The sequence below is a fragment of the Nannocystis sp. genome (assembly GCF_016714285.1).
Classification (GTDB): Bacteria; Myxococcota_A; Polyangia; order Nannocystales; family Nannocystaceae; genus Nannocystis.
In genome coordinates, this window is the sequence record NZ_JADJNN010000042.1 from 18,425 (window position 1) to 31,366 (window position 12,942).

The 12,942-nt window shown below is 72.2% G+C and carries 12 protein-coding genes and 1 tRNA gene; 7 read left to right on the plus strand and 6 right to left on the minus strand.

Features of this window, described 5'->3' with window-relative positions; translation table 11 throughout:
• Window positions 1-173: 173 nt before the first annotated feature.
• Complete coding sequence (gene murJ / locus IPJ59_RS36425; protein ID WP_293275784.1) at window positions 174-1,784, minus strand: murein biosynthesis integral membrane protein MurJ; 1,611 nt, start codon at window positions 1,782-1,784, stop codon at window positions 174-176.
• Between the two features lie 264 nt (window positions 1,785-2,048).
• Between murJ and IPJ59_RS36430 the strand changes: the two genes are divergently transcribed.
• Window positions 2,049-2,882: a UbiA prenyltransferase family protein gene (locus IPJ59_RS36430; RefSeq protein WP_293275785.1), complete on the plus strand. Its 834-nt coding sequence runs from the start codon at window positions 2,049-2,051 to the stop codon at window positions 2,880-2,882.
• A 42-nt stretch (window positions 2,883-2,924) separates the two neighbouring features.
• A complete protein-coding gene (gene dtd / locus IPJ59_RS36435) occupies window positions 2,925-3,380 on the plus strand; it encodes a D-aminoacyl-tRNA deacylase (protein WP_293275786.1) in 456 nt (151 codons plus the stop codon).
• A gap of 891 nt (window positions 3,381-4,271) precedes the next feature.
• On the opposite strand, the gene IPJ59_RS36440 is transcribed toward dtd, so the two are convergent.
• Both IPJ59_RS36440 and IPJ59_RS36445 read right to left on the minus strand, forming a co-directional pair.
• Window positions 4,272-4,343, minus strand: a tRNA-Val gene (locus IPJ59_RS36440).
• Between the two features lie 66 nt (window positions 4,344-4,409).
• Entirely contained in the window at window positions 4,410-5,018 is a 609-nt protein-coding gene (locus IPJ59_RS36445; RefSeq protein WP_293275787.1) for a hypothetical protein, read from the minus strand.
• 64 nt (window positions 5,019-5,082) lie between these two features.
• On the opposite strand from IPJ59_RS36445, the gene IPJ59_RS36450 reads away from it, so the two are divergent.
• Window positions 5,083-5,715, plus strand: a complete 633-nt coding sequence (locus tag IPJ59_RS36450; RefSeq protein ID WP_293275788.1) for an ATP-binding cassette domain-containing protein — start codon at window positions 5,083-5,085, stop codon at window positions 5,713-5,715.
• Between the two features lie 27 nt (window positions 5,716-5,742).
• On the opposite strand, the gene cutA is transcribed toward IPJ59_RS36450, so the two are convergent.
• Window positions 5,743-6,066, minus strand: a complete 324-nt coding sequence (cutA, locus tag IPJ59_RS36455) for a divalent-cation tolerance protein CutA (RefSeq protein WP_293275789.1) — start codon at window positions 6,064-6,066, stop codon at window positions 5,743-5,745.
• A 3-nt stretch (window positions 6,067-6,069) separates the two neighbouring features.
• Entirely contained in the window at window positions 6,070-6,681 is a 612-nt protein-coding gene (locus tag IPJ59_RS36460; protein ID WP_293275790.1) for an NADPH-dependent FMN reductase, read from the minus strand.
• Between the two features lie 48 nt (window positions 6,682-6,729).
• Between IPJ59_RS36460 and IPJ59_RS36465 the strand changes: the two genes are divergently transcribed.
• Window positions 6,730-8,058: an FAD-binding oxidoreductase gene (locus tag IPJ59_RS36465; protein WP_293275791.1), complete on the plus strand. Its 1,329-nt coding sequence runs from the start codon at window positions 6,730-6,732 to the stop codon at window positions 8,056-8,058.
• Window positions 8,059-8,151: 93 nt separating this feature from the next.
• The gene (locus IPJ59_RS36470; RefSeq protein ID WP_293275792.1) at window positions 8,152-8,889 is read left to right on the plus strand and encodes an SDR family NAD(P)-dependent oxidoreductase; all 738 of its coding nucleotides are present in this window, start codon (window positions 8,152-8,154) and stop codon (window positions 8,887-8,889) included.
• Between the two features lie 15 nt (window positions 8,890-8,904).
• On the opposite strand, the gene IPJ59_RS36475 is transcribed toward IPJ59_RS36470, so the two are convergent.
• Window positions 8,905-10,524, minus strand: coding sequence for a serine/threonine-protein kinase (locus IPJ59_RS36475; protein ID WP_293275793.1), 1,620 nt, complete (start codon window positions 10,522-10,524; stop codon window positions 8,905-8,907).
• Window positions 10,525-10,730: 206 nt separating this feature from the next.
• On the opposite strand from IPJ59_RS36475, the gene IPJ59_RS36480 reads away from it, so the two are divergent.
• Together IPJ59_RS36480 and IPJ59_RS36485 are read left to right on the plus strand one after the other, a co-directional pair.
• Window positions 10,731-11,525 carry a hypothetical protein gene (locus IPJ59_RS36480; RefSeq protein ID WP_293275794.1) on the plus strand — a complete coding sequence of 265 codons (795 nt, stop codon included), beginning with the start codon at window positions 10,731-10,733 and terminating at the stop codon, window positions 11,523-11,525.
• A gap of 32 nt (window positions 11,526-11,557) precedes the next feature.
• The gene (locus IPJ59_RS36485; RefSeq protein WP_293275795.1) at window positions 11,558-12,853 is read left to right on the plus strand and encodes a DUF4215 domain-containing protein; all 1,296 of its coding nucleotides are present in this window, start codon (window positions 11,558-11,560) and stop codon (window positions 12,851-12,853) included.
• Window positions 12,854-12,942 lie beyond the last annotated feature (89 nt).

Genomic DNA, 12,942 nt, shown 5'->3' on the forward strand with positions numbered 1-12,942 from the left:
GTCTGCGGGGACAGGTGGGCTGTCCGCGGGGACAGGTGGTGCTGTCCCTCGGGACAGCTCTGATCGGCTGGCCGCGGGGACAGGTGGTGCTGTCCATCGGGACAGGTCAGGTCGCGGGTGGGCGGCTCAGGTGGGTTGTCTGAAGGGACAGGTGAGCTGTCCGCCGGGACAGCTCAGGTCGCGGGCGGGCGGCGGCGGATCCGTCGCCACAGGCTGCGTGGGAGGCGGGCGAGGCTGTCGATGCCGGGGAAGCGGGCGAGCTGCAGCACGCTGACGTAGACGAGGAAGCCGAGGCCGACGATGAGCAGGAGGGCGAGGGCGAGGGCGAGGGTGGCGAGCGGGCCGGGCAGGGCGAGCTTCGTGAGGCCGAGGGCGGCGCCGGTCCAGGCGGCGTAGAGGGCTCCGCCCATGACGGCGTTGGCGAGCAGCAGCCAGGCGAGCTCGCGGACGCGGCCGGGGCGGGCGAGCGGGCCGACCTTGCGGGCGAAGAACAGGCGCAGGAGGCCGACGTTGACGAGGGCGCCGAGGCTGGTGCCGAGGGCGAGGCCGGGGGCGCCGAGCTGGCGGTAGAAGCCGGCGTTGAAGGCGATGGTGGCCGCGATCGCGGCGAGCGAGGCGAGCAGGGGCAGGCGCGGGCGGTCGGTCGCGTAGAAGGCGGGGGCGACGATCTTGACCATGCTGTAGGGCACCAGGCCGAGGGCGTAGGCGCGGAGGATCGCCGCGACGGCGGTGGTGTCGGCGGCGGTGAAGCGGCCGCCCTCGTAGATGAGGGAGACGATCGGCTCGGCGAGGACGACCAGGCCGACGGTGCTGGCGGCGGTCAGCAGCCAGAGGGCGGAGAGGCTCTCACCTGTCTTTTGGACCAGGCCGCTGCGGTCGCCGCGGGCGGCCTCCTCGGACAGCTGGGTGGTGGCGATGGTGGCGAGGGCGACGCCGAACATGCCGATCGGGAGGTAGAAGATGCGAAACGCGTACTCGAGCTGGGCGACGGGGCCGTCGCCGAGGCTGGCGGCGAAGCGGGTGTTGACGAAGATGTTGACCTGGATCGCGGCGACGCCGACGACGGCGGGGAGCATCATGCGGCCGATCCTCCGCACGCCGGGGTGGCGCCAGGCGCCGCGCAGGGCCAGGCGCGGGCGGTAGCCGAGCCGCCACAGCGGGGGCAGGAGGTAGAAGCTCTGGACCACGCCGGCGGCGAGGGTGCCGATGCTCCACGCGGTCACGGCCCACATGCCGCCGGCGCCGGCGATCCACAGGCCAGCGCCGCAAAGCACGCTGATCACGTTGAACAGCGCAGGCGCGTAGGCGGGGGCGAGGAAGTGGCGCTGCGCGTTGAGCATGCCGGTCCACACGGCGCCGACGCTGACGAGGGCGAGCAGCGGCATCATGATGCGGGTCAGCGCGGCGGCGTCGGCGAGCTTGGCGGGGCTCCAGCCGGCGGTCATGAGGCGGACCAGGTCGTCGGCGAACACGACGCCCAGCAGGGTGAGGCCGCCGGTGACGAGCAGCAGGACCGCGAGGGTGAGGTTGGCGAGCTGGTCAGCGCGGGCCCGGTCCTCCTGCACGAGGGCGGCGGTGAAGGTCGGGACGAAGGCGCTCGAGAGGGCGCCCTCGGCCAGCAGATCGCGCAGGAGGTTCGGGATCCGGAAGGCGACGGAGTAGGCGTCGGCGAGCGCCCCGGCGCCGACGAGGCGGGAGAACAGGGCCTCGCGCAGGAGGCCGAGCACGCGTGACACGGCGACGGCCAGGCTGAGCGACCCGGATCTCTGCAAGCTGCCGGACAAGGCCGGGTCACGCTAGTTCAGGCGGCGCGGGCTGTCGACTCCCTGGCCGTGGCGATCCCTGGTGTGGTCGCGGGGTGAGCCCTGACTGGGCTGGGCTGTGTCCGGCCGTCGTGCTCGCGCGGGTGTTGGGCAGGCGGCCGACGCCGGGCTGCCAGGGCCTTCGGGGCGCCTGCCATCGTGGCGTGTACGGGCGCTGCGGGGGCCCTGGCGGCGATCCTTGCGCGGTGGCCAGGCGGCCGCGGGGCGTGCGATAGTCCCGGCCCCGTGCTGCTCGCCCTCATCAAGACCCTGCGCCCACGGCAGTGGATCAAGAACCTGTTCGTCGGTTTACCGCTGATGTTCGGGCATCGCCTCACCGACCCGGACAGCCTGCTGGTGACCGCGGGGGCGGTGGCCCTGTTCTGCGTGATCTCCGGCTGCGTGTACGTGCTCAACGATCTGGTCGACGTCGAGAAGGACCGGGTCCACCCCAAGAAGCGCATGCGGCCGATTCCCTCGGGGCAGCTGCCGGAGGCGGTGGCGCGGCGCTTCGTGGTCGTCGTCGTGCCGGTGTGCCTCGGGCTCGGCTACTGGTTGCAGCCGTGGTTCGCCGCGGCGCTCGGGGCCTACTTCGCGCAGAACCTGGCCTACAGCTTTCGCCTCAAGCAGATCGCGTACGTCGATGTGCTGTCGATCGCGACCGGCTTCATCCTGCGCGTGCTGGCCGGGGCCTTCGCGCTCGAGGTGCCGGCGTCGCTGTGGCTGCTGGCCTGCACCGGGCTGATGGCGATGTTTATGGGCTTCGGCAAGCGGGCGCACGAGCTGGCGGCCGGCGAGGGGGCGACGAAGCAGCGGCAGGCGCTCGCGGGCTACGACCTCGCGACCCTGCGGGTGATCCTGTACGGGCTCGCGGTGGCGACGGTCGGGGTCTACACGGCCTACACGCTGAGCGGCCACGTGGCCCAGCTGTTCGGCAGCAACCGCCTGGTCTACACGGTGGGCTTCGCGGCGGTCGGGGTGCTGCGCTTCATCCACCTGGCGACCACGCGTCACGAGGCCGAGAGCCCGACCGAGGAGATGCTCAAGGACCCGCTGTTCATGCTGAACTTCCTGGCCTGACTGGGGCTGCTGGCGGCGATCCTGTACGGCTGGGTGTGAGCGATGAAGACGGTGCTGCAACGGGTGACGCGCGCGCAGGTCCGCGTCGACGGGGCGGTGGTCGGTGAGATCGGGCGCGGGCTGCTGGCGCTGTGCGCGATCGAGAAGGGCGACGGGCCCGCGGATGTTCGCGTGACGGCGGACAAGCTGGTGACGCTGCGCTGCTTCCCCGGGGCGACGCCGATGGACCGCAGCGTGCTTGATGTCGGCGGGGCGGTGCTGCTGGTGTCGCAGTTCACGATCGCGGGCACGCTGAAGAAGGGGCGCCGGCCTGGCTTCGATCCGGCGGCGCCGCCGGACGAGGCGCGGGCGCTGTATGAGCAGCTGGCGGCGGCGATCCGCGGGCTCGGGGTGGTGGTCGACACGGGGCGCTTCGCGGCGCATATGGAGGTGGAGCTGGTGAATGACGGGCCGGTGACGCTGCTGCTGTTTACGCAGGGGGGGAGCGTCGTGCATTGAGTGGGGCGCTGGCGGGGCGGGGGGGGGCTGGCGGGACTCGCTTGCGTGGGGCAACGCGGGGCGAGGCTATCTGGGCCCGGCGGAGGAGGGGCCGCCGACTGCGGGTCCCTCGCGACGGCGGCGCCTCCCGTCAAGGCGGGTGCTCGGCGCTCGTGGGCTCCGTGTTCACCCTGTCATTCGCCCACGCGGTCTGCTTCGCGATGTTGACGCGCCTGCGCGCCCACCTCGCCGGGACCCTCCGCCTGCGTCCCCCGCGACGGCCCCTCTTCCGCCGGAGTGGATATCGTCGGCGCCCCGCTTATCGGTGCACGCGATGTGTCGCCGCGAATCGGTGTGCAGGTGTGTGCGCGATCTGGTGCGGGTGGCGCCGGAATATGCTGCCATGCGCGGCCGCGAGGGCGAGGTGGCCGCGAGCCGTGGGGGGTGTCGCCGTTGTGTGGACGCGGGTGGCCGATGACAGCCACGTCATTGTTGGCACATGCCTGGACTGTTGCGTGGCGAAGAGCGGGGCGCAGACGGTGTGCGCCCGGCGGGAGAGGGGCCAACGCGGGGGACGCAGGCGGAGGGACCCGGCGAGTCGGGCGCGCAGGCGCCTCGTCCTTGAGACACCGACGGGGCTCGCGGATGACAGGGTGAACACGGAGCCCGGGGCGCCGAGCACCTGGCTCGACGGGAGGGGCCGCCGTCGCGAGGGACCCGCAGCGATGGCCCCTCCCCCGACGGACCCAGATAGCCTCGCCCCGCGGTGTTCGAGCGCGGCGATGGTTGCCCGAGGTGGGAGGCCGACAGCGGTGGGAGGCCGACAGCGGCGAGGGTTGTTCGAGACCGAGAGCACCGAAGGCGAAAGGCCCTCCAGGGTGTGTCTGGAGGGCCTGCCGCGGGCTTTCAACATGGGCGCGGTAGGTTTCGAACCTACGGCTTCCACCGTGTGAAGGTGGCACTCTACCACTGAGTTACGCGCCCGAGTGGTACAAGGGACGGAGCTTATATCTGCTTTGCTTCGCCCTCGCAAGGCCCGAATTCGGGGTCTTAGAGGTAGTTCCAGGTGCAGATGCCCTGGTCGCAGGCGAAGCCCTCGGCGGCCGGACAGTCGCAGGTGCTCGCGGGGATGAGCTCGCACTGGAGGGCGGCGCCCTGGTCGATGAGCTCGTAGAAGTGCGTGGTGTCGGCGTCGTTGCGGGCGACCCAGTTGCGGGTGCAGCCGCAGCTGGTGCCCTGGAGGTCCTGGCCGCACTCGTCGTTCTTGGTGCAGCTGCGGATCTTCTTGGTCTCGGCGGCGAAGGCGGCCTCGAGGGTGGCGCAGTCCATGATGGCGCCGGTGCTTCCAGGGTCGGTCGTGCCGGTGCTGCCGGGCTCGCTGGTGGCGGGGCCGGTGGTGTCCGTGGTGGTGGCGCTGGTGGCGGGGCCCGTGCTGTCCGTGGCGGTGGTGGCGGCGGTGGCGGTGCCGGTGGCGCTGTCGCTGGCGCCGCTGGTGGTCGGGTTCGGGTCGCTGGTGGTGCCGGGATCGCTGGTGGAGGGACCGGTGCTGCTGCCCGGGCTGGTGGTCTCGCTGGCCGCGTCGGTGGCGGTGGTCTTGGGGTCGCTACCGCAGGCGGCGAGGGCGAGGAGGGAGATCGTGAAAGGGATAAGCTGGCGCATGCGGCGGAGTGTATCGCCGCGGATGGGCTGCGCAAGCGCGGGCGGTCGGGCTATGGTCGGCCCCGTGCAACCGTCGATCTTGCCGCTGCGGGCCAGCGGTCTGTGCAAGCGCTTCGGGGCGACGACGCTGTTCGCGGGGCTCGAGCTGCGCGTCGAGGCGGGCGAGCTGGTGGCGCTGATCGGGCCCAATGGTACGGGCAAGTCGACGCTGCTCGGCTGCGTCACGGGGGCCGTGATCGCGGACGCGGGCACGATCGAGATCGGCGGCCATGATCTGCACGCGGCGCCGATCGCCGCGCGGGCGGCCCTGCGATCGCTGGCGCAGGAGGTCGAGGTGCCGGAGGGGCTGACCGGGCGCGAGCTGCTCGAGTTCCACGCGGAGGTGTTCGCCGAGCCGCGGGGGATCGACCGGGCGATCGCGCAGGCGGAGCTCGGGCCGGCGATCGACGCGCTGGCGACGACGTACAGCGTCGGCATGCGCAAGCGGCTGATGTTCGCGGCGCTCACGCTCGGGCCGGCGGCGCTGCTGGTGCTCGACGAGCCCTTCGCGGGGGTCGACCGCGAGGGCCGCGGGCGCATGCTGGCGGCGATCGCCGCGGCGCTGGAGCGCGGGGCGGGCGTGCTGCTGTCGGCGCACGAGGCCGAGGAGCTGGCGGGGCTCGGGGTCGCGGCGCGCAGCGTGGATCTGCGGCGGTGAGCGCCGTTCAGGCCTGCGGCGGTGCAGTCAGGCGGGGCGGGTGACGGCGTGGACCCACTCGCGATAGGGGAGGTGGGCCTCGCTGGGGGTGAAGGCGAGGATCTTCGGGACCTCGTAGGGGTGGAGCGCGGCGAGGCGGGCCATCGCGGCGGCGACGCGATCGATCGCGGTCTCCATCACGATCAGCGCCTCGTCGTCGGCGCAGAGGGAGCCCTGCCACCAGTAGCGTGAGTGCACGGTGGGCACGAGGTTGCCGCAGGCGATCAGGCGCTCGCCGAGCAGGGCGGCGAGCAGGCGCTCGGCCTGGTCCGGGGGACAGGTCGTGAGCAGGAGGCGGATCTCGGGGGGCATGGCTCACCCGTGGGTGCCGGCGACGCCGGCCGCGACGGCCTGGCCGAGGCTGCGCGCCTGCTCCCAGGCGGCGCGCAGCGGCGGGGTGTAGCGGACGACGTCGTGGGCGACGCGGCGCACGCGGTCGCGGACGCTCTGGTTGTGGAGCGAGCCGTCGGCGGAGAAGTCGGAGCCGCGGGCGGCGGCGTGGTAGGGCAGGGTGAAGCCGTGACACCAGCTGAAGCTGGTCTTGACGGCGGTGATCGACATGTCACCGCCGCCGCCGCCGGTGACGGCGAGCACGCCGGCGAACTTGCCGGCGAGCTCGTCGAACAGGAAGTCGAACCAGTTCTTGAGGCAGCCGGACATGCTGCCGTGGTACTCGGGGGTGACGAGGATGAAGCCGTCGGCCCAGCTGGCGCGCTCGCGGGCGGTCTGGACGGCGGCGAGGGCGTTCTGCTCGCTGTCGCCGTTGCGCATCACCGGCAGCGCGAGCTCGTGCAGGCGCAGGACCTGGACCTCGGCGCCGGCGGCCTCGGCGGTCTCGGCGGCGATGCGGACCATCTCGTGTACGTGGCTGTCGAGGCGAGCGGAGCCGCTGACGACCAGGATCCGGGGGCGCGAAGGGTTGGTCACGGCGAGAGGATAGCGGAGCGGGCCGCGAGGCGGCTATGCTCCCGCGGCGTGACCGAGCGAGCGCCCACTCTGGCCGGCTGGGGCAACTTGCCGAGGCCTGGCCGTGAAGTGCTGTCGGAGGACCTCGAGGCGGCCTCGCAGGGGGCTGTGCTGTCTCGCGGGCTCGGGCGGTCGTACGGCGACTCGTCGTTGCCGCCGCCGGGTCGCAGTGAGGTGCTCGGGACGCGGCTGGCGGATCGGATCCTCGCGTGGGATCCGCAGCGCGGGGTGCTGCGGGCCGAGGCAGGGTTCTCGCTGTGGGAGTTCAACCGCCTGTTCCTGCGCCGCGGCTGGTTCATCAGCGCCACGCCGGGCACGCAGTTCGTGAGCCTCGGCGGGATGGTGGCGGCCGACGTGCACGGCAAGGGGCATCACCGCTTCGGCGGCTTCGGCTCGCACGTGCGAGCGCTGCGGCTGCGCATGGCCGACGGGTCGATCGTCGAGTGCGGGCCCGATCGCGAGCCGGAGCTGTTCTGGGCGACGGTCGGCGGGATGGGGCTGACGGGGCACATCCTCGAGGTCGAGTGTCAGACGCAGGCGATCCCGACGCCGTGGATCTACTCGGAGAGCGAGCGCATCGACGACATCGATCACTTCATCGCGGCGCTCAAGGGGTCGAGCGAGCGCTGGCCCTTCTCGGTCGGGTGGATCGACTGCCTGTCGCGCGGCAAGCGGATGGGCCGCGGGATCCTCGACCGCGGGCGCTGGGCCGAGCCGCACGAGACCGGCGGGCGGCCGCTGCCGGTCACGCGTCGGCTCGCGGTGCCGTTCGACTTTCCCTCGTGGGTGCTCGGCCGCCTCACGGTGCGGGCCTTCAACACGCTGTACTACTGGAAGCACTGGCAGCGGGCCCGCAGCGGGCTGCGCACGCCGGACAGCTTCTTCTACCCGCTGGACGCGATCCTGCACTGGAACCGCATCTACGGGCGCCGCGGCTTCACGCAGTATCAGTGCGTGCTGCCCGACAGCGCGGGCAAGGGGGCGGCGCGGCGCTTCCTCGAGCTGCTGACCTCGCGCGGCGGGGCGTCGTTCCTGTGCGTGATCAAGGACTGCGGCGCGCAGGGGCAGGGCATGCTGTCGTTCTTGCAGCCGGGGATCTCGATCGCGCTCGACATCCCGGTCCGCGACAACACGCAGGCGCTGGTCGACACCCTCAACGAGCTGGTGATCGCGGAGGGCGGGCGGATCTACCTCGCCAAGGACGCGTTCACGCGGCCGGAGCACTACGCGGCGATGGACCCGCGGCTGCCGGCCTTCACGGCGCTGCGCGACCGCTGGGATCCGCAGCGGACGATCCGCTCGGCGCAGTCGGTGCGGGTGTTCGGCGATCCGCGCTGAGGTGGGTTGGCGAGTCGCGGGCGGTCGACTCGTGGGTGCCGACGTTCGGGGATCCGCGCCGAGGTGGATCTTCAGGTGTGGTAGATCCGGGCGATGAAGGTTGTGTTCCTCGGAGCCACCAAGGGGATGGGCCGCGCGCTCGCTCGTCTGCTCGCCGAGCGCGGCGACTCGCTGTTCCTGCTCGGCCGCGACGGCGAGGATGTGGCCCGCAGCGCGGCCGATCTGCAGGCGCGTGGGCGCGGCGGGGTGGTCGGACACGCGGGCTGCGACCTGGCGGCGCCGGAGGGCTTCGCGGCGGCGCTGGCGGCCGCCGACGCGGGGCTCGGTGGTTTTGACACGGTGGTGGTGACGGCGGCGCTGTTCGCCACGCAGACGCAGCTCGAGGCCGACCGCGCGTTGACACAGCGGCTGCTGACCGTCGACTTCGTGAACACGGTGCTGTTCTGCGAGCACGCGCGCGAGCTGCTGTTGGCCCGCGGCGGCGGGACGCTGTGCGTGTTCTCCAGCGTGGCGGGCGAGCGCGGGCGCAAGCCGACGCTGATCTACGGGGCGGCCAAGGCCGGGCTGTCGCGCTACCTCGAGGGGCTCGACCACAAGTTCCGCGCTCGCGGGCTGCGGACGATCTGCGTGAAGCCGGGCTTCGTGAAGACGGGCGCGACCGCGGGGATGCAGCCGCCGCCGTTCGCGGGCGAGCCGGAGGGGGTCGCCCGCGACGTGCTGCGGGCGCTGGATCGCGGCACGCCCGAGATCTATACGCCGGGGATCTGGCGGCACGTCATGCGGGTGATCCGCTGGCTGCCGCGCTTCGTGATGCGCCGGATCAATTTCTGATCCGGTGCGACGGGATCACAGCGTGGCCTTCTGACCGAGCGCGAGCTTGGGCGGGAACTGGACCTTGCGCAGGCCGTCGGCGAGGCACTTGCCGAGCGGCGAGGCTTGCTTGGGCACGGCGCGGGTGACCTGGCCGTCGCTGCCGATCGCGTAGTCGATCACGATCGGGGGATCGCCGACGGCCTTGTGCTCGCGGCGGCAGGCGGCGGCCATCTTGGTGAGCTGACGCTGTGGGTCGGGTGGGCGCTTGCTGGTGGGTCGGCTCGTCGTCGGCGTGGGGGTGACGACGGGGTCGGGCGGTGGTTCGACGACGACGGGGTCGGGCGGTGGTGGTTCGACGACGACGGGGTCGGGCGGCGGGTCAGCGACGGGTTCGGCGATGGGTTCGATCGGCGTTGGTTCAGCGACGGGTTCGGCGACGGGTTCGGCGACGGGTTCGATCGGCGGTGGTTCAGCGACGGGTTCGGGCGTGGGTGGTGGTTCGGGGAGTTCGACCGGGGCCGGCGTCACTGGGGTGACGGGCGCGGCGACCGGGGTCGCGGAGGCGGTTGTTGGGGCCGGGGTCGGGGCGCGGACGGCGAGCGCGACGACAGCCAGCGTGGCGCATAGACCGAGGCCGCCGAGCAGCGCGACGCGCCGCAGCGGGCGGGGCTGCAGCACGGTGGCCGGCGCTGGCGGGAGGGCGGGGGAGGAGGACTCGAGGGTGCGCGGCTCGCCGGTCTCGGGGCCCGGGCGAAACCCCGGGATGGCGATGAGCTCGGTCTCCGGGGCGTGGCGGAGCAGCTGTTGCAGGGCCTGCTCGAGCTCCTCCATGGTCTGGAAGCGGTCGGCGGGGCGCTTGGCGAGGCAGCGCAGGACCAGGGCGTCGAGCGCGGGGGGGATGTTCATCCACTCGGCGACGCTCGAGGGTGCCGGCGGCTCGGCCTCGACGTGGCTCATGGCGACCTGGATCGCCTCGCCGCGGAACACGAAGCGGCCGGTCAGCGCCTTGAACAGGAGGGCGCCGAACGAGTAGATGTCGGAGCGGCGGTCCATGGCCAGCGTCCGGATCTGCTCCGGGGACATGTAGTGCGGCGTGCCGAGCATGGTGCCGGTGCTGGTGAGCTCGGAGCCGTGCTCGGGGCGGACGATGCCGAAGTCGAGGAGCTTGACCACGACCTCGCCGTCGCGGCGGGCGAGGAAGATGTTGCCGGGCTTGAGGTCGCGGTGGATGAGCCCGGCGGCGTGGACCCCGGCGACGGCGCGGGCGATCTGCATGCCCCACTCACACACGGCTTGCCAGGGCACGGGTCGGGCCTTGCGGTCGCGCAGGCGGGCCTCGAGGTCCTCGCCCTCGAGCAGCTCCATGGCGAAGTAGACGGTGCCGGTGGGGTCGTCGCCGAACGAGTGGATCTCGACGATGTGACGGCTGCGCAGGCGGGCGATGGTCCGCGCCTCTCGCAGGAAGCGGTCGACGTTCTCGCGGTCGGCGGCCAGCTCGGGGCGCAGGACCTTGAGCGCGCAGGGGCGGCACAGGCGGAGCTCCTCGGCGGCGTAGACGTTGGCCATGCCGCCGCGACCGAGCAGGGCGTCGACCCGGAAGCGGCCCTCCACGATGGTTCCAACCAGCGCATCGGTGATGGCGTTGGGCGGCACGGCAGTGTCCGTTGTTACACCCACTGCGAGCAGGCTGGCAATGTGCGCGCTAGCGAACCGTGTATGCAGTGAGGTCTCTGTGGTAGCGTGGCGCCCGCTTGGATCCGCGTCGGCATGGACTCATGGGTGTTCGCCAGCCTGGCAGGGCGACGGGCTGGCTCGCGTGTGGTCTGGCGCTGGCGATCGCGGTGCCAGGACCCCAGGTGATGGCCGGCCGGACGAAGCCGGCGGCGCGCGACAAGGGGGCCGAGCTGCGCGGCTTCGAGGCCGGGTTCGCGGCGGGTCAGCAGCAGTTCGACCGCGGCGAGTTCCTCGAGGCGGCGCGCACCTGGGCCGCCGCGGCCGCGCTGCTGCCCGAGACCGCGGAGCACCGCAGCAACCGGGCGGCGATCCACGAGTACATGGCCGACGCCTATGAGCGTGCGCTCGCAGGCAGCGAAGATCCGGAGCTGCTGCGCGAGGGCCTGGCGCCGCTCGACCGCTACGCCGAGCAGCTGGCCGCGGCCGATCCTGCGGCGGCGTTGCCCGGGCCGGTGGTGACGGTCCGCGAGGATCTGCGGGCGCGGCTGGAGCGGCTAGAGGCCCCGCCACCGGTGGTGGAGCCGGAGCCGGTGGCGAAGCCGGAGCCTCCGCCTGCGAGGCCGCCGACGCGGCCGTGGAAGGGGCTGGCCGCGGGCGGCGGGGTGGCGCTCGCGGGCGGCGTTGCGATGCTGAGCCTGTTCGCGGTCGGCTTCACGCGGGCGCGCGCGCGGACGAAGGAGTTCGATGACCCGGCGCGCGGCTGCGCGTTGTCCGGGCCCGAGGGCGAGTGCGCCGAGATCTATTCCGCGGGCAAATCAGCCAACACGCTGGCCGTGGTCGGTCTGGTGACGGCGCCGCTGCTGGTCGGGGCGGGCGTGGCGATGCTGGTGCTGGCGACCCGCCGACGCGGCCAGGCCCAGGCGCTCACGCCCACGCTGGGTCGGGGCTTCGTCGGTGTATCGTGGGAGCGGCGCTTTTGAGTCGGGGGGCAAGTATGCGTGGGGTCGCTTCAATGGGGATTGCCTGGGGCGGCCTGCTGGTGGCCGGCTGCTTCTTCGACCCGCAGGGGTCGGTGTCGGTGACCGACACCGGCGGAGCGAGCTCGACGGGGGCCGCTGTCACGAGCGGCGTCGGTAGCACGAGCGATGCGACGCCGACGACCAGCGGGCTGACGAGCGCCACGAGCGGCGACGCCAGCGGGGATGCGAGCAGCGACGCGAGCAGCGACGCGAGCAGCGGCGCCCCGGCGGTCTGCGGCGACTCGCAGATCGATGCGGGCGAAGAATGCGACAACGGGGCGCTGAACAACGGGCAGAACGGATCGGTGTGTAAGGGCGACTGCAGGCTCAACGTCTGCGGCGACGGCTACCTGGCGGCGACCGAGAGCTGCGACGACGGCAACGACAATCCCGAGGACGGCTGCGACCAGTGCATGCTGGCGAGCTGCGGCGACGGCAAGGTCGGGCCGGGTGAGGAGTGCGATCTCGGTGGTGCGAATGGCGGCGCCGAGTGCAGCAAGCTGTGCAAGCTGCCGTTCTGCGGCGACGGGATGGCCGGTCCCGGCGAGGACTGCGACGAGGGCATCATGAACAGCGATGTCGGCAAGTGCACGTTGAAGTGCAAAGCGGCGGCCTGCGGCGACGGTCTGGTGTGGGCCGGGTTGGAGCAGTGCGACGACGGCAACAATGTGCCGGGCGACGGCTGCGAGGGCTGCATGACGGTCGTCTGCGGCGACGGCGTGATCATGGGCAGCGAGGAGTGTGACGACGGTAACGACCAGGTCGACGACACCTGCAACGCGAGCTGCAAGCGCGTCGCGTACTACATCTTCGCGACTTCACAGAGCTTCAACGGGAACCTGGGCGGTCTGGACGGCGCCGACACGAAGTGCACGGAGGCGGCGGCGAGCGCCAAGCTCCCGGGCAAGTACAAGGCGTGGCTCAGCGGCGACAAGATCAGCGCGGAGTCCCGACTGGAGCACTCCACGGTGCCGTACGTGCTCCCCAGCATGAAGGTCGTCGCGGTCGACTGGGGCGACCTCGTCGACGGGATCCTGACTCACGCGATCGACGTCAACGAGCTGAAGATGGCGATCTTCGGCGTGGGAGGGAACTGCGCCAAGGAGGCGCTCGTGTGGACCGGGACCGCGACCGGCGGCGGCGGCACGGGCTCAAATTGTAGCGACTGGCAGAGCTCGCAGAATCAGGCGACCGCCGGCAATCTCCACGAGATCGACAAGGACTGGACCCAGACCTGCCTCTTCAGCTGCAGCAACCCGGGCCGGCTCTACTGCGTCGAGCAGCCGTGACGCGGGTGGCCTCCTCACGTTGCTGTGATTGAGGTCCACCGGGGTTGAGCCAGCGCCCCGCGGCATGACGCGGCTGGTTGACGGTGCGT